Here is a 15,608-nt window from a genome sequence, read left to right as displayed (position 1 = left end):
TATGACAATGGACCTCAAATCATTGACCCGAATTTCCCCCTGGGTGTGGGAGCTGCCGCGAAGCGGGCCGATGCGCGTTCCGGCCCGGATCGTCGGTGACCGCGCCCTGGTCGCGGACATGGACGAGACCGTGGCCCGGCAATTGGCCAACGTGGCCGCCCTGCCCGGCATTGTCGAGGCGGCCCTGGCCATGCCGGACGCCCACAGCGGGTTCGGGTTTCCCATCGGCGGCGTGGCGGCCTTTGACCCGGACCAGGACGGGGTGATCTGCATGGGGGGAGTGGGCTACGACATTGCCTGCGGGGTCCGGGTTCTGCATACGGGCATGCACCGGGATGGGATCCAGTCGCACCTGGAGGCATTGCTGCATGCGTTGCAGCTTCTGGTCCCCGCCGGAGTGGGCAAGGGGGGCGACATGTCCCTCACGGCCCGCGAGTTGGACCGAGTGTTGACCCAAGGGGCCCGGTGGGCGGTGAGCCGGGGATACGGAGAACAAGGGGAGCTGGAGCGGCTGGAAGACGGAGGGACCATGCCCGGCGCGGACCCGGATCAGGTCTCCGTCGCTGCCCGCCAACGCGAAAAACGTCAGCTCGGCACCCTGGGCGCAGGGAATCACTACCTGGAAATCCAGGTCGTGGAGGAGGTCTTGGAACCGAACGCGGCCCAGGTCCTCGGCGTGGCCCCGGGCGATGTGCTGCTCTCCGTGCACTGCGGCTCCCGGGGGCTGGGGCACCAGATCGGCACGGATTTTATCCGTGTCCTGGGCCAGGCGGCCCGCAAGTACGGCATCCCCGTGCCGGAGAAAGAGCTGGTTTCCGCCCCGATCCGTTCCCCGGAAGGCGAACGCTATTTCTCGGCCATGGCCTGCGGCGCCAACTACGCCATGGCCAACCGCCAGATGATCGTCCACCTGATCCGGGACGCCTTTGCCCGGGTTCTTCCCCAGGCCGTCTTGCGCACGCTGTTCGAGATCAACCACAACACCTGCCGCAAGGAACGCCACCCGGTCCAGGCAGCCACGAAAAGCTTGTTCGTGCACCGCAAGGGCGCCACCCGAGCCTTTGGCCCCGGCGATTCCCAAGTCCCGCCACCGTTTCAGACCATCGGCCAACCCGTGCTGGTGGGCGGAAGCATGGGCACGGCATCCTATATTCTGGTCGGTCGGGAAACCAGCCGGACCACCTTTGCCTCCACCTGCCACGGGGCGGGCCGGGCCCTGAGCCGGTCTCAGGCCCTGAAGCTGGCCAAAGGCCGGGACGTTCTGGACTCCCTGGCCTCCCAGGGCATCCTGATCCGGACCAACCACCTCAAGGGCCTGGCCGAAGAATCCCCCGCGGCCTACAAAGACATCCATCAGGTGGTCGAAGCCACGGCCCAGGCCGGCCTGACCGCCAAAGTCGCCCGCCTTGCTCCCCTGGCCTGCCTCAAGGGCTGAGGAATCCGTTTCGGTACAAGCTTTTTTTGTCACCGCTGATTGACAGTTCAAGGAAGTATGGCGTAAAGATACTTTCTTTGACGGGATGTAGCGCAGACTGGGAGCGCACCTGAATGGGGTTCAGGGGGTCGGAGGTTCAAATCCTCTCATCCCGACCAGAAATTTCAAAGGGTTACGGTGCAAACCGTAACCCTTTTTTGCGTTAAATTCCTGCCACTTTTAGAGCTGGCTTACCAAATAGTACCCTGGTGGATGAGTTGACCTCTCTTTTCTTGCTCCTTAACACTTGTTTTTTGAAGGGACTGTCAAAGGACTTTTTCAACACTCAAATAAGGAGCACTCCGTGCATGAAGTAAGCCTCGGCCAAAGTATTCAAGACTATCTCACCGGAGAAGAATTGGAACTGACCACCTACGAAGACCTGCGCCAGGGATTGGCCCGGCTGCTGGTGGAGGAAAAAGGCTACCCCAAGGCCAATCTGTCCCCCAGAGTTCCCATCCAGTTCCTGGTGGACGGCAACCCCTTTTCCCGCAATGTGGACATCCTCGTTCGCAACGAGCACGGCGATCCGGCCCTCGCTCTGCTCTTCTGCTCCGGCACCCCCGAGACCTACACGCGGGAAGCGGTGTACGCCGCCAGGCTGCTGCCCGAAGCTCCCGCACCCCTGGTCATCGTCACGGACAGCAAGGACGCCAGACTCCTGAGCGCCGCCAGCGGCAAGGTCCTGGCCAGCGGCTTCACCGCCATTCCCTCCTGGGAGGAACTGCAAGACCTCCTCGCCCAGCACCCGGCCCCTCAACTGGACCCGACCCGCCTGGCCCGGGAACAGCGAGTCTTCTATATGTACAGTGGTTTTCTGGAAGGCTGTTGCGGCCAGGAATGCCCCTCCTGAGACGTCTTTGCGCCAGAGATTTGAGGCCGGGACAGGAAGCTGAAGATCGAATTTAGGCCGAATCCTGCCGTAATTCAGCCAAAGACCCGCCCATTGGCTGGATTACGGGGTGATCATGTCTTGTTGGCCGAAGAACGGATTGTAAACGAGTACTCCTTCAATGGATTGCCCGGCATTGAGATCTTCGCTGATGACGATATCGGCTCCGGACTTGGAAGCGGAAACGATGATCATGGCATCCCAGAACGAGAGGCTGTTTCTTTCTTGAACCTCGGATGCGCGGAGCACGTCCTGGACTTCCGGTGTCATGACTTCCCAAGCGCAGTAGTTTTCAATGAGGCCGCGAGCAATGGAAGGCGTCAAGGGCTGCGGGATTTTCCTGGTGATGTTGACATAGAACTCCTGCAAGACCTGGATACTGAGTACACCCTGTCCGGTATCCCAAAGTTCCGCTACAAGCGAGGCGGCCACGGCATGACGCCGCCCCGCGTCCAGGTCGTGGGCGTAGATCAGGATGTTGGTGTCCAGGAACCGCTTACCGGGCATGGAGATCTTCCCTTGAAGCAGGACGTCCGCCAAAATGGTAGCCTTGGCGCAGGGAGGCCAGCGCCCTGTTTTTGCACTGTTCGTATTGCTTTTCCTGCTCCACGATTTCCCTGAGTTGGCTGCTGAGCATCCCGCTGATGGACATGGATTTCCGGGCGGCAAGGACTCTCAATTCAGACAACAGATCTTTTTCCAGGGCCAGCGTAATATTCTGTTTCATCAGCAACCCCCATTTTTCACGTAAATTCGTGCCACACGCATAACACGTGAAACAATGAGAAGACAAGGCACGTCCTGACACTCATTAAAAATAAGACCGGGGGCGGACTGATCGCTGATCATCCGCCCCATTTGGAGCGCGGGCTTTTTGGAAAGGCGGAAAAAGGCGACGGGCCTGAAGAAACGGAAGGAAAGGGACGGCCGATCAGTGCTTGACGGCCATGGGATTTTCCTGGAGCACCAGGGATTTTTCGCCGTCTCGGAGCAGACTGATCATTCTGGCCAGGGAATTGTCATGAAGTTCGAGGATGTACTCCTGGTCCACCCGAATCTTGCGGCGGACGTTGAGCAGAGAGAGGAAGACGAGGCTTTTGTAGATTTTTCGGTTGGTTTTGAACGAAAAGATATAGCTGTCCAGGGAGCTTTCCAGAAAACGGTCGTTGCGCCGCTGCACGGCCCGGCTGAAGCTCACGGACTGCAACCAGTAGGCACGGTGAATCATGGCGTCGGCCTGCATCTCCAGCCAAGCATGGGACTGATCCTGCTGCTCTTCCACCAGAATCCCGTGGGCCACGGTATCGGCGGCCAAGTGACAGAGGTAGCCGTAGGCAAAGGCCTTTTCCGAGTCGTTCTGGGCCTGATCCAGAAACCGCTTCCCCGTAGTCCAGCTGTGCGGGCTCTTGTCCTCGGGCAGATAGCTCTTGCCCAAAATCATGTCCGCCATCAGATTTCCGTATAAAAAGTCTTGACGATATTTCGTCATGAGCCCAAATATTGCGCTTGGGATGATCGAGGCGTAGGCGAAGAGTTCGCTAGCCACGTAGATGTGGGTCAGTGGGCCCCAGGCCCAGGCCGTGGAAGGAACGACGAGCAGTCCGATAAGGACGAGCAGACATTTGATGAGCATGAAGATTCGGTTTCCTCTGAAGTTGAATCCGGGTTCTCTAGCCGAACCCGCCCGAGACCGCAAGACGCGATATTTTTTGCGCCCACTTTTTCTCGTGCAGCGCATCAAGTATACTCGTTTCATGCAAAGTCCAGGGTGTCTCCTGAACCATTTTAAGTCAAAAACTTGACAGAAAACATTTTCTTCCTATCTTAGGCATTCATTTCCACATCTTGCCACTTTGATTCTTGCGCAAGGAGAATAATCGACCATGAGTGTTTCTTTCAAAGACTATTACCAACTTCTGGGCGTTTCCAAGACCGCGTCCCAGGACGAGCTTTCCAAGGCCTTCAAAAAAATGGCCCGGAAATATCATCCGGACCTGAATCCGGACAACGCCGATGCGGAGAAAAAATTCAAGGAACTCAACGAAGCCTATGAAGTGCTCAAGGATCCGGAGAAGAGAAAATTGTACGATTCCCTGGGCCCAAACTGGCAGCACGGCCAGAATTTCCAGCCGCCGCCGGGCTTCGATTCCAGCCGCTTCCGTTCGTACTCGTCAGGCGGTCCCTCTGGAGGTCCGCAATTCGAGGGCGGTTTCGGCGGGTTCAGCGACTTTTTCGAGACCATCTTCGGGGGCCAGTTTCGCGGAGAACAAAGCTATCAGGGCGACCCCTTCGGTTCCGGCGGGTTCGGTCCCCGGCAGACCAAAGGTCGGGACGTGGAGGTCGGCATGGAGCTGCCCCTGGAGGACGCTTTTTCCGGCGGCGCCAGAGCCATTTCCTTTCAGGAGCAGGTGATCGGTCCGGACGGGATGCCGCACATGGAAACCAAGTCCTTGCAGGTGAACATCCCGGCCGGAATCAAGAACGGTTCCCGGATTCGGCTGGCCGGGCAAGGTTCGCCGGGAATGCGCGGCGGTCCCAACGGGGATCTGTATCTGAAGATCAAGATCGCCCCGCACCCCAAGTTCAAACTTGAGGGCAACTCCATTGTCTACGACCTGCCCCTGGCACCCTGGGAAGCTGCCCTGGGGACCAAGGTCCGGGTTCCAACCCTGGCCGGGGCCGTGGAAATGAACATCCCCGCCGGGACCGGCAGCGGAAAAAAACTGCGCCTGCGCGGCAAGGGCCTGGGCAAGGGCGACCAGCAAGGCGACCAACTGATCCGCGTGATGATCACGGTCCCTGAAAAACCCAGCGACCAGGAGCGCGAATTGTGGGAGCAACTGGCCCGGACGTCCACGTTTCAGCCCCGACATGACGACTGATCAGTTCACAGGGAGCAAAAATCCATGGCACTAAGCATCAAAATACTGAACGAGGAACTGCCCGCGACATCGGAACTGGTGATTTGGTCCCGGTTCATTGAGTTGACCGGAATCCACCCGACCAGACTGGGCGAGCTGGTGGAACTGGGCTGGCTCTGCCCCAACAGGACCCAGGAGGACTGCTACCTGTTCCACCCCCGGGACGTGTACAAGGTCAGCAAGCTGGAGCGAATCTGCACCGACTTCGAACTTCCGGCCCTGGCCGGGACGATCATTATCGACCTGCTGGAACGCATTGAGGACCTGGAACTGCAGGTCCGGGATCTGCGCCGCTTGCTGTAGCCCCCATGCCCCCATCAATCCCATAACTCCCATACGTTCCATTCCACCTCCAAGGAGGACCCGCATATGGACATGAACAAATTCACCCAAAAATCCCAGGAAGCCCTGGCCGAAGCCCAAGCCGCGGCCATCCGTTTCGGACATCAGCAAATCGACGTGGAGCATCTGCTCCTGGCCCTGGTCAACCAGGAAAACGGCTTGGCGCCTCGCCTGTTGGATCGGGCCGGGGTCAAGCCGCAAAATTACGTGCAGGCCCTGGAAAGTGAGATCGGCAAGCTGCCCAAGATCAGCGGTCCCGGAGCCCAGCCCGGCCAGGTGGTGGTGACCCCGCGTCTGAACGGCGTCCTGCTCAAGGCCCAGGATCAGGCCAAGAAGATGCAGGACGAATACGTCAGCGTGGAGCACGTCCTGCTGGCCATCCTGGAGGAGCCCTCCTCCACGGCCGCCGGGCGGGTGAACAAGCAGTTCAGCCTGACCCCGGACCGCATCCTGGCCGTGCTCACCGAAGTCCGCGGCAACCAGCGGGTCACCTCGGCCAATCCGGAAGACACCTACGAGGCCCTGCAGAAATACGGTCGCGACCTGGTGGAGGAGGCCCGCAAGGGCAAGCTGGACCCGGTCATCGGTCGGGACCAGGAAATCCGCCGCTGCATCCGCGTCCTGTCCCGACGAACCAAGAACAATCCGGTCCTGGTGGGCGAAGCCGGGGTGGGCAAGACGGCCATCGTGGAAGGTCTGGCCCAGCGCATCCTGAAGCAGGACGTGCCCGAGGGCCTCAAGAACAAGACCGTCTTCTCCCTGGACATGGGCGCGCTCATCGCCGGGGCCAAGTACCGCGGCGAGTTCGAGGAACGACTCAAGGCCGTGCTCAAGGAAGTCCAGCAGTCCGAGGGCCGGATTCTGCTGTTCATCGACGAAATTCACACCATTGTGGGCGCGGGCAAGGCCGAGGGGGCCATGGACGCCGGCAACCTGCTCAAGCCCATGCTGGCCCGGGGCGAACTGCACTGCATCGGGGCCACCACCCTGGACGAGTACCGCAAACACATCGAGAAGGACCCGGCCCTGGAGCGCCGCTTCCAGCCCGTGCTTGTGGAGGAACCCAGCGTGGAGGACACCATCTCCATCCTGCGCGGTCTGCGGGAACGCTTCGAGGTGCACCATGGGGTGCGGATCAACGACAGTGCCATTGTCGAGGCCGCGGTGCTCTCCCACCGCTACATCACGGACCGCCAGCTTCCGGACAAGGCCATTGATCTGATCGACGAGGCCGGTGCCATGCTGCGCACGGAAATCGACTCCCTGCCCTCGGAACTGGATGAGATCAACCGCAAGGTGCTCCAACTGGAAATCGAGCGCGAAGCCCTGAAACGGGAAACGGACGAAAGCTCCCGGGACCGCCTGGAAAAGCTGGAAAAGGAACTGGCCGATCTCAAGGAATCCCAGGGGACCCTGCTGGCCCAGTGGGAAAAGGAAAAGCAGACCATCGACGAGCTGCGCAACGTCAAGGAAACGATTGAAAAAGTCCGCCTGGAAATTGAGGAGGCCGAACGGGCCTATGATCTGAACCGGGTGGCTGAATTACGCTACGGAAAACTGGCCCAACTGGAAAAGATGCTCACCGATCAGGACGACAAGATGACCGCGGATTCCGGCGGGGCACGGATGGTCAAGGAAGAAGTCGGCCCCGACGACGTGGCCGAGATCGTCTCCCGCTGGACCGGGATTCAGGTTTCGCGCCTGCTGGAAGGGGAGCGGGAAAAGCTGCTCCGCCTGGGCGACACCCTGCACGAACGGGTGGTGGGCCAGGACGAGGCGGTGACAGCCGTGGCCGACGCGGTGCTCCGGGCCCGGGCCGGGCTGAAGGACCCCAACCGGCCCATCGGCTCGTTCATCTTCCTCGGCCCCACCGGCGTGGGCAAGACCGAGCTGTGCAAGACCCTGGCCCAGGCCCTGTTCGACACCGAGGAGAACATGGTCCGCCTGGACATGTCCGAGTACATGGAAAAGCACACCGTGGCCCGACTCATCGGCGCGCCCCCCGGATACATCGGCTACGACGAGGGCGGCCAGCTCACCGAGGCCGTGCGCCGCAAGCCCTACAGCGTGGTCCTCTTCGACGAGGTGGAAAAGGCCCACCAGGACGTGTTCAACGCCCTGCTGCAGATCCTGGACGACGGACGGCTGACCGACAGCCAGGGTCGGACCGTGGACTTCAAGAACACGATCATCATCATGACCTCCAACCTGGGCTCCCAGTACCTGCTGGAAGGCATCACCCCCGAGGGCGAGCTGCGGCCCGGCACACGGGAGCAGGTCATGAGCACGTTGCGCTCCCATTTCCGGCCCGAGTTCCTGAACCGGGTGGACGAGGTGGTCCTGTTCAAGCCGTTGCTCCTGGAACAGATCAAGCAGATCATCGACCTGCTGCTCCAAAGTCTGCGCGGTCGCCTGGCGGATCGCAAGATCGAGCTGGAGCTGACCGACCAGGCCCGGGAATTCATCGCCCGGGAGGCCTACGACCCGATCTACGGGGCCCGACCCTTGCGGCGCTATCTCCAGGCCCGGCTGGAAACTCCTCTGGCCAAGGCGATCATCTCCGGCAAGATTCTGGACGGCCAGAAGATTCGCATCGACGTGGGCGACGACGGGTTGGTGTTGGACAATGGGTGAGGTGACGGGAAGAATTCAGAATTCAGGAGTCAGGAGTCAGGAGTCGGAAGGGGGGAGCCGGAAGGAGTGCGCAGCGCGGGAGTTTGAAGAGGGGCCGCGCTCGGTTCTGTGTCTGGACATCGGCAGCGGGACCCAGGATGTATTGCTGCACATCCCCGACGAGCAACCGGAGAACTGCCCCAAGTTCGTGCTGCCCTCCCCGGCCCGGGTTGTGGCCGGTCGGATCGCGGCCCTGACCGCGGCCCGGCGGGCCGTCTGGCTCTACGGGGACAACATGGGCGGCGGCTTCTTCCGGACCGCCAAGGCCCATCTGGAGCAGGGCCTGCCCCTGGCCGCCCATCCGGAGGCGGCTTTTTCCCTGGGGGACAATCCGGATCGGGTCCGGGCCCTGGGCGTCGACCTGACCGAAACCTGCCCGCCCGGCCACGTCCCGTTGCACTTGGCCGACTTTGATCCAGGCTTCTGGCGGACTTTCCTGGCCGCCGCCGGGCTGGACTACCCGGACCTGATCCTGGCCGCGGCTCAGGATCACGGCTACCACCCGGATTCCAGCAATCGCGTCGGAAGATTCCAGCTTTGGCGCGACTTCCTGCTTCAGGCCCAGGGGCGGCCCGAAGCCCTGGTCTTCGCCGACCCGCCCGTGCAGCTGACCCGTCTGCGCACCCTGAAAGCCCGCATTGGCGCCGGGCTGGTGGCGGACACCGGCGCCGCCGCGGTTCTGGGCGCGCTCTTCGAGCCCGAGGTCCGAGAGCGCCAGAAAACTGAAGGCGCCTGCGTGGTCAATGTGGGCAACAGCCATGTCCTGGGCTTTCTGCTTTTCCAGGACCAAATCCTGGGCGTCTACGAGCAGCATTCCAACCGGAGCCGGGATGACGTCCTGGCCGACCTGGACCTGTTCCGCCAAGGCCTGCTGACCCACCAGCAGGTCATGGACCAGTACGGCCACGGCTGCCTGACCCTGGACCTGCCGCCGCAAGCCGGAGCCTTCGCCCCCACCTACGTCCTCGGCCCCCGCCGCGCCCTGCTCCGGGACACCGGAGCCGTGTTCCTCGCCCCGGGCGGGGACATGATGCTGGCCGGGTGTTTCGGGTTGCTGCAAGGCTGGGAGTTCACGCGCCAGGGCCGCTGATCAGGACAGGATCATCACCTTGCCCTGACTGGGTTCCAACACCCGCCCTACTCCATTGCCGCCGTTGAGCACCGCGGCGTCGTTCAGGCGCACGGCCGGACTGCCCTCGATCATCACCTTGGCGCTGCCCGTGCTGAACGAAGCCGACCCCTTGACCTCCCCGGAAATCACTCCCCCGGCGACCCCTTGTTCATTCCCCGCGCTCGGCCCGCAGGACGAGTTCCGGTGCAAGGCCGGCATCCCGGCCACCAACAGCTTTTGGGCCTTGGGCTTTCCCTGGGCCGGGGACACGGTGTTGGCATAGACTTCCGGGGTGGTCCCCGCTGCCGAAGGCGTCCCACAAACATCCAAATCTCCGCCGATCCGACCGGCGTTGGTGGTTACGGCAAACATCAGCGCTCCGTGGTTATGAATTCCAGTGCAACAATGCAAAACTGACGCATCCTTCCGATTCGGTGCTCGGCCACGTTCAGCACGGGCGATATCAAGGTGATGATTTTACCCTGAACCGCGCAAGGTGATGAAAAAGGTGAGCCGACTACAATGCCAACTCCAGCCCCACCGGACAATGATCCGACCCCAGGACCTCAGGTTCGATCCAAGCGCGGCGGACGTTGGGCTTGAGTTCCTCGGAGACGAAGAAGTAGTCGATGCGCCATCCGGCGTTGCGGCTTCGGGCGCCGAAACGGTAGGTCCACCATGTGTATTGGTCCGGCTGGTCGTTGAACATCCGGAAGGTGTCCACGTATCCGGCGGCGATGAAGGAATCGATCCAGGCCCGCTCGATGGGCAGAAAGCCGGAGGTCTCGGCATTGGCCTTGGGGTTTTTCAGGTCGATTTCCCGATGTGCGGTGTTGAAGTCCCCACAGACCACGATGGGTTTGGAGCGACGCAACTCCTGGACATGGTCCAGAAAGGCGTCGTAAAAGCCCAGCTTGTAGTCCAGCCGCTCCCGGCTCATCTGGCCGTTGGGGAAGTAGATGTTGAAATAATGAAACTCCGGAAAATCCAGCCGAAGCACCCGCCCTTCTCCGTGAAAGCGCTCATCGGGCAGTTCCTCGGCCACGGCCAGGGGCTCCCTTTTGCTGAAGCAGGCCACCCCGGAATAGCCTTTCCTGGTCCGACTGGGATTCCAATAGTCCAGATAACCGGAAATCCGCCGGTCCTCATCGGCGAGTTGATCCGGCGTGGCCTTGATTTCCTGCAGGCCCACCACGTCGGCGTCGGCCCGGCGGAACCATTCCCAATAGCCTTTGTTCAGCACGGCCCGAAAGCCGTTTACGTTCCATGAGTACAGTTTCATGGTCCCTCGCTATGACCGCGCCTTGCCGGTCATCCGCAACTCGCCCCGCAGGCCGGACTCCGTCAACCGGATCAGGGCGTATCCGCCCCCGGCCAGGGGGCCGGGATTGATTACCTGGGTCTTGCCGATGCGATCCTCGGCCCGGGCTTCGTGGATATGCCCGGTCAGGCAAACCTCCGGCTGAATCGTCTCAATGAAGGCGCGCACTGCTCTGCTGCCCACGGACGTCCTGCCGCCGACCTTGTCCGCGGCAGTGTTGAAGGGCGGATTGTGGGCCACCAGGAGCAGGTGCGGCAGGTCCTTGACCGGCTCATGGGCCTGGACCAGCCAAAGGCCCAATTGCTCGTCGGAGACTTCACCCGGCGTACCGAAGGGCGTGGGGGTGGAGTAGCCCACGCCCATCAAGCCGACCCCGTTTCCCAGGTCCAGGCCGCGGGCATGGATGTTCATTCCCTGGAGATTCAGAAAATCCTCGACTTCCGGATAGTCCATGTTGCCGATCTGGGCGAAAATTCTGGGATTGATGCGCTGGATATCCCGAAGTATCCGCTCGGCGGCGTTCTTGCGGCCACGATTGGTCAGATCTCCGCTGACAAGGACCGCCGCGGCGTCGGCCAGTTCCGGGATCAGGCGAATGTTCGCGGTCTGTTCATGAATGTCGCCGAATCCGATCCAAAAAGGGAGTGTGCTCACGGTCTTCCTCCGTGGGGGTGAAGAGTTGTGTCTCAAAGCATCGTGCATATTGATATCCTGTTTCCTTTTCGTTTTGAAGAGCGGATTCACGGCACGAGCCATCGACTTCTAACACCAACCTCTTCAGGTCTTGATGGTTCGAACCGGATTCCGTAATGGACACGGAACCATCACCCAAAACACGGGAGGAGAAACATGAGCGACAGGTTTACAACGAATGGAGCGTTCAGCTGGAGCGAGCTGCTGACCAACGACGTGGAGGGAGCCAAGAAATTTTATGGGGATTTGCTTGGCTGGGAGATCGAGGACATGCCCATGGAAGGCATGGATTACACCGTGGTCAAGGCCGGAGGAGAGGAAGTGGGTGGGATCATGGCCATGCCGCCTCAGGCGCCGGAGGGCATGCCGCCGCACTGGGGGACCTACGTTACGGTAACGGACGTGGACGCCGTGGCCCGCAAAGCCCCGGAACTCGGAGGGCGGGTGCTCCTCCCGCCCACGGACATCCCCGGCGTTGGCCGGTTCAGCGTTATCCAAGATCCTCAAGGAGCGGTCCTGTCCGTAATCACTTATACATTCCAAGCTGTTGGCAAATGATTTGCCAGTGAGTTGTCGGCGCGGGACACTTCGGCGGGAACGACTCCAGGTGGACGACTTGCCCTTGTGAAGATATTCCTCGCCGCCGACCGAACAGAAGGCAAGGCGTGATTAAACGGCGCGATCTCCAAGGTCGTGCCGTTTTTTTATTTGGGATATGGTTGGGGTTGTCGTGCTCTCGTCGAATTTTCGATCATTCCCTCTTGACAGACCGCCGAATCACATGAAATAGAGCGCGGCTGTTTTTCAACACCATTCCATAAAGGTTTTGCATGTCCGTGTTTGTCGTTGAGAGTGGCGCAAGTGTAGGAGCGGCGTAGGCGTCGAGTTCCGGCTTTTCGGTACTTGATTTCCTTCGTCCGGTCCCGTCCGTTTTGGGTCGCCCCCGACCCATCGCGTCACAAATCCCCCGTCCCTGGAGCGCTCGGGCTGAGGTCCGTGCAGGCGTCCTCCGATTCGATCCGCCTCCTCGGCTGTTCGAAGGCGCGTCGCCTTATCCAAACAACGACAAGACACAGGACAATTCCAATGCGAACCAGATCCGACATGCGCGGTCGGGGCGGCGCTTTGCCGTCTCCCAACGCCTTTCTTTGCGGTCACTGCAGCCGCACCGTGCCCGGGGAAGCTCCCGGCACCCAGCATCGAAATCATTGCCCCCACTGCCTCTGGAGTCTTCACGTCGACCTGCGTACCGGCGACCGGAGAAGCGGCTGTCACGGACGAATGGAACCCGTCGGCGTTGCCGTGCGCTATGATGGCGACTGGGCCTTGTTGCATCGCTGCCAATCCTGCGGGTTGATCCGCATGAACCGCATCGCCGGCGACGACAACCCGCTGGCCCTGCTTTCCTTGGCCGTGCGTCCCTTGAGCAAGCCTCCGTTCCCCATGGACCAGTTGCCGCGACTGATACCCGGCACCGAGGAGGTGCGACCATGAACCTCCATTCCTTGGGCTGGACCTCCAGCTTGACTGATGCCTTTGCTTCCAGACCGCGGCCCGGACTCGTTCCGGCGCGGGTCAGTCGGGAAGACCGGGGGGTGTACACCCTTTTGTACGAGCATGGACGCTTTCAGGCTGAAGTGAGCGGAAAACTCAGGCACCGAACCGCGGCCCGCGCCGATTATCCGGCCGTGGGCGATTGGGTGGTCACGGAACCGGGAGATGCATCCTCTCGGGGCGTGATCCACGAACTTCTGCCCAGAAGGTCGGCTTTTATCCGGCGCATGGTCGGCGGGCAAAGCCAGGGACAGGTGGTCGCGGCCAACGCAGACATCGCCTTTCTGGTCAGCGGGCTGGACCGGGAATTCAATCCCCGACGCATCGAGCGTTATTTGACCTTGGCCTGGGAGTCCGGGGCCGATCCGGTCGTTCTTCTGAACAAGGCGGATCTTCACGCCCAGCCGGAACTGGCCCGGCTCCAGGCCGAAGCCATTGCACCGGGTGTTGCCGTGTTTTTGATCAGCGCCGCAACGGGAGACGGCTTGCGTGACCTACTGGCGCTCCTCGGTCCTGGGCGGACCGGCGTGTTGCTGGGCTCCTCCGGAGTGGGCAAATCGTCGATCGTCAACGCCCTCATCGGCCGGGAAGCCCGGAAGACCTCAGTCGTGCGCGAGGCGGACGGCAGGGGCCGACACACGACCACGCACAGGCAACTCATGGTCCTGCCGACGGGTGCGATGCTCATCGACACGCCCGGCCTGCGGGAGATTCAACTTCTGGCCGATGAAAAAGCCCTGGACCGGTCCTTTGAGGACATCGACGAACTGGCGGCTTCATGCCGTTTCCGGGATTGCTCACATAACGGTGAGCCGGACTGCGCCGTGCAGCATGCTCTTGCGGAGGGATTGCTGGAAATGGATCGATACGAGAGCTGGCTGCGTCAATGCAAGGAAACCAGGTTTCATCAACGAGAGCAGGATGTCCTGCTGAGGATTCAGGAAAAGAAGCGCTGGAAAACCATCCAGAAGACGGTTCGGGAGGTATATCGATATAAAGGGAGATGATGAACGGATCAGCGTCTTGCCCCGGCGTTTTTCACCGGGGCAAGACGCTAAAGCAGATTGGACGCCAGGCGCATGGCCGAGTTGCGGAACACGGCGAGTCTGGAGAGGGAGCGCAGGCGGGCCGGGGTGTATTCCTCGCAGGACTCCAGGTCCTGCTCGAAGATGGCGTCGTGGCGTCGGGCCAGATCCTCGTTCAGGAACCAGACCATCAGCTCCTTGTGCAGTTCCAGGCTGCGCATGTCGATGTTCATGGTCCCGATGGCCAGCAGGTTGCCGTCGATGGTCATGGTCTTGGCGTGCAGGAAGCCTTGCATGTAGTAATAGATCCGGCCGCCGGCCTCCAGGAGCGGGCCGAAGTAGGTTTGGGCCGCGTACCAGGCGGTGCGTTTGTCCGGCAGGCCGGTCATCATCAGGCGGACGTCCACTCCGGCCAGGGCCGCGTTGACCATGGTTTCGTAGATCTGTTCGTCGGGCACGAAATAGGGCGACTGAATCCAGATCCGCTTGCGGGCGTGACCCATGGCCAGCACGTGAGCCCGACGGGCGGTTTGCCACTTGTCCTCCACGCTGGTGGCCGTGATTTGGACCGGAACGCACGTTCCGGGCATGGGATACTGTTCCGGAAAAAAACGCGTTGAGAACAGGTTTTCCCGGCTGGCCTCGGACCAGCGCAAGGCGAAGAGCTTCTGGAGTTCGGCCACCGCCGGACCGCAAAAGCGAACATGAGTGTCCCGCCAAGCCGGAAAGCGCCGGCCTCCGTCGATGTATTCCTGGCCGACGTTGATCCCGCCGGTGTATCCGCGTACTCCGTCAATAACCACGATCTTGCGGTGGTTGCGGTAATTGGCCCTGTTGAGCTGCCGGACATCGAAGCGGACCTTGGCCCCGGCCTTGGCCAGCCGGTTCAGTTCGGTCTTGCGGTAGGGCAGATTGCCGATGAAATCGTTGAGCATCCGCACTTCCACCCCGGCCCGCAGTCGCTCCAGGAGGATGGCGCACAGTTCCGCGGTCAGCCGATCCCGCTCCCAGATGAAATACTGGATATTGATGGTCTCCTTGGCCTGGGCCAGATCTTCCTTCAAAAGCGCGAACTTTTCCGCGCCGCTGGGCAGGATGCGCACGTCACAAGCCGGCAGGGGCGGGGTGAACTCGGTTTGCTCGATGAGCTGGACCAGCCGGGAGTAACCTCGTTCTTCGGCCCACTCCCGACCGGTTTCCGCCATGTCCGCGTGCCTGGCATGAACGGAGCGCATGGTCGGACCGGCCATGGCCCGGTGCCGTTCGTGCAATCCTCGCTGCTCGGCGAGCTTGCGCCAGTTGCGGCCGAAAAAATAGTACAGAGCCAAGCCCAAAAGAGGCAGAAAAGAGAGCAATACCAGCCAGGCCAGGGTTTTGGTCGGATCGCGCTGGTCATTGATCAGGACCACCAGAACCGTCAGCCAATACAAAAAAAAGGCAGCCCCGAGCAGAGCGGGCCAGTTCTCCATGAATTGCCATTCCATTCAGCACTCCGGGGTTCGAGAACTTAGGGACTCTGGGGGCAGGGCGTGGAGCATGAAATCAGCCGTGGGTTATTGAGAAACGAAGTTTTTTTCACTAGGTCTGGGATGCATCACAGGA

General features: G+C 61.1%; 16 protein-coding genes and 1 tRNA gene. 10 read left to right on the top strand and 7 right to left on the bottom strand.

Annotated elements, in window-relative coordinates; all coding sequences use genetic code 11:
- Window positions 1-22 precede the first annotated feature (22 nt).
- The 3 genes from AC559A_RS03280 (at window position 23) to AC559A_RS03270 (ending at window position 2,327) form a co-directional block, all read left to right on the top strand.
- On the top strand, window positions 23-1,435 hold the full coding sequence (locus AC559A_RS03280; RefSeq protein WP_498816222.1) for an RtcB family protein: 1,413 nt from the start codon (window positions 23-25) through the stop codon (window positions 1,433-1,435).
- Between the two features lie 81 nt (window positions 1,436-1,516).
- A tRNA-Pro gene (locus tag AC559A_RS03275) sits at window positions 1,517-1,593 on the top strand.
- Window positions 1,594-1,778: 185 nt separating this feature from the next.
- Window positions 1,779-2,327, top strand: coding sequence for a type I restriction enzyme HsdR N-terminal domain-containing protein (locus AC559A_RS03270; protein ID WP_498816220.1), 549 nt, complete (start codon window positions 1,779-1,781; stop codon window positions 2,325-2,327).
- 102 nt (window positions 2,328-2,429) lie between these two features.
- On the opposite strand, the gene AC559A_RS03265 is transcribed toward AC559A_RS03270, so the two are convergent.
- The 3 genes from AC559A_RS03265 to AC559A_RS03255 all read right to left on the bottom strand — a co-directional run bounded on the left by AC559A_RS03265 (window position 2,430) and on the right by AC559A_RS03255 (window position 3,999).
- Entirely contained in the window at window positions 2,430-2,873 is a 444-nt protein-coding gene (locus AC559A_RS03265) for a PIN domain-containing protein (RefSeq protein WP_498816219.1), read from the bottom strand.
- Window positions 2,863-3,093 (bottom strand): hypothetical protein, encoded by a 231-nt coding sequence (locus AC559A_RS03260; protein ID WP_028572490.1) that lies wholly within the window; start codon window positions 3,091-3,093, stop codon window positions 2,863-2,865. Before AC559A_RS03260 ends, AC559A_RS03265 begins: the two co-directional genes overlap by 11 nt.
- 204 nt (window positions 3,094-3,297) lie before the next feature.
- Window positions 3,298-3,999 (bottom strand): zinc dependent phospholipase C family protein, encoded by a 702-nt coding sequence (locus tag AC559A_RS03255; RefSeq protein ID WP_498816217.1) that lies wholly within the window; start codon window positions 3,997-3,999, stop codon window positions 3,298-3,300.
- A 250-nt stretch (window positions 4,000-4,249) separates the two neighbouring features.
- On the opposite strand from AC559A_RS03255, the gene AC559A_RS03250 reads away from it, so the two are divergent.
- The 4 genes from AC559A_RS03250 (at window position 4,250) to AC559A_RS03235 (ending at window position 9,392) form a co-directional block, all read left to right on the top strand.
- Window positions 4,250-5,248, top strand: coding sequence for a DnaJ C-terminal domain-containing protein (locus AC559A_RS03250; protein ID WP_498816216.1), 999 nt, complete (start codon window positions 4,250-4,252; stop codon window positions 5,246-5,248).
- A gap of 24 nt (window positions 5,249-5,272) precedes the next feature.
- Entirely contained in the window at window positions 5,273-5,590 is a 318-nt protein-coding gene (locus AC559A_RS03245) for a chaperone modulator CbpM (RefSeq protein ID WP_028572493.1), read from the top strand.
- A gap of 66 nt (window positions 5,591-5,656) precedes the next feature.
- On the top strand, window positions 5,657-8,263 hold the full coding sequence (gene clpB / locus AC559A_RS03240) for an ATP-dependent chaperone ClpB (RefSeq protein ID WP_498816214.1): 2,607 nt from the start codon (window positions 5,657-5,659) through the stop codon (window positions 8,261-8,263).
- Window positions 8,256-9,392: a DUF1786 domain-containing protein gene (locus tag AC559A_RS03235; RefSeq protein WP_498816213.1), complete on the top strand. Its 1,137-nt coding sequence runs from the start codon at window positions 8,256-8,258 to the stop codon at window positions 9,390-9,392. Before clpB ends, AC559A_RS03235 begins: the two co-directional genes overlap by 8 nt.
- Here the strand turns inward: AC559A_RS03235 and AC559A_RS03230 are convergent, their stop codons facing one another.
- The 3 genes from AC559A_RS03230 to AC559A_RS03220 all read right to left on the bottom strand — a co-directional run bounded on the left by AC559A_RS03230 (window position 9,393) and on the right by AC559A_RS03220 (window position 11,388).
- Window positions 9,393-9,785, bottom strand: a complete 393-nt coding sequence (locus tag AC559A_RS03230) for a PAAR-like domain-containing protein (protein WP_498816212.1) — start codon at window positions 9,783-9,785, stop codon at window positions 9,393-9,395.
- Between the two features lie 145 nt (window positions 9,786-9,930).
- Window positions 9,931-10,695 (bottom strand): exodeoxyribonuclease III, encoded by a 765-nt coding sequence (xth, locus tag AC559A_RS03225; protein WP_498816211.1) that lies wholly within the window; start codon window positions 10,693-10,695, stop codon window positions 9,931-9,933.
- A gap of 9 nt (window positions 10,696-10,704) precedes the next feature.
- Entirely contained in the window at window positions 10,705-11,388 is a 684-nt protein-coding gene (locus tag AC559A_RS03220; protein ID WP_498816210.1) for a metallophosphoesterase family protein, read from the bottom strand.
- 195 nt (window positions 11,389-11,583) lie between these two features.
- Here AC559A_RS03220 and AC559A_RS03215 point away from each other — a divergent pair, with 195 nt between their 5' ends.
- The 3 genes from AC559A_RS03215 to rsgA all read left to right on the top strand — a co-directional run bounded on the left by AC559A_RS03215 (window position 11,584) and on the right by rsgA (window position 13,988).
- The gene (locus AC559A_RS03215; protein WP_498816208.1) at window positions 11,584-11,985 is read left to right on the top strand and encodes a VOC family protein; all 402 of its coding nucleotides are present in this window, start codon (window positions 11,584-11,586) and stop codon (window positions 11,983-11,985) included.
- A 528-nt stretch (window positions 11,986-12,513) separates the two neighbouring features.
- On the top strand, window positions 12,514-12,921 hold the full coding sequence (locus AC559A_RS03210; protein WP_051434610.1) for an RNHCP domain-containing protein: 408 nt from the start codon (window positions 12,514-12,516) through the stop codon (window positions 12,919-12,921).
- Window positions 12,918-13,988, top strand: a complete 1,071-nt coding sequence (gene rsgA / locus AC559A_RS03205) for a ribosome small subunit-dependent GTPase A (protein ID WP_498816207.1) — start codon at window positions 12,918-12,920, stop codon at window positions 13,986-13,988. The genes AC559A_RS03210 and rsgA overlap by 4 nt, the downstream gene beginning before the upstream one ends.
- A 47-nt stretch (window positions 13,989-14,035) precedes the next feature.
- Here rsgA and cls read toward each other — a convergent pair whose 3' ends face one another.
- Entirely contained in the window at window positions 14,036-15,490 is a 1,455-nt protein-coding gene (gene cls, locus AC559A_RS03200) for a cardiolipin synthase (protein WP_028572501.1), read from the bottom strand.
- Between the last annotated feature and the right edge of the window lie 118 nt (window positions 15,491-15,608).

The sequence above is a fragment of the Desulfonatronum zhilinae genome (assembly GCF_900182865.1).
Lineage (GTDB): Bacteria > Desulfobacterota > Desulfovibrionia > Desulfovibrionales > Desulfonatronaceae > Desulfonatronum > Desulfonatronum lacustre.
This window is presented reverse-complemented; position numbering and strand designations above follow the sequence as displayed.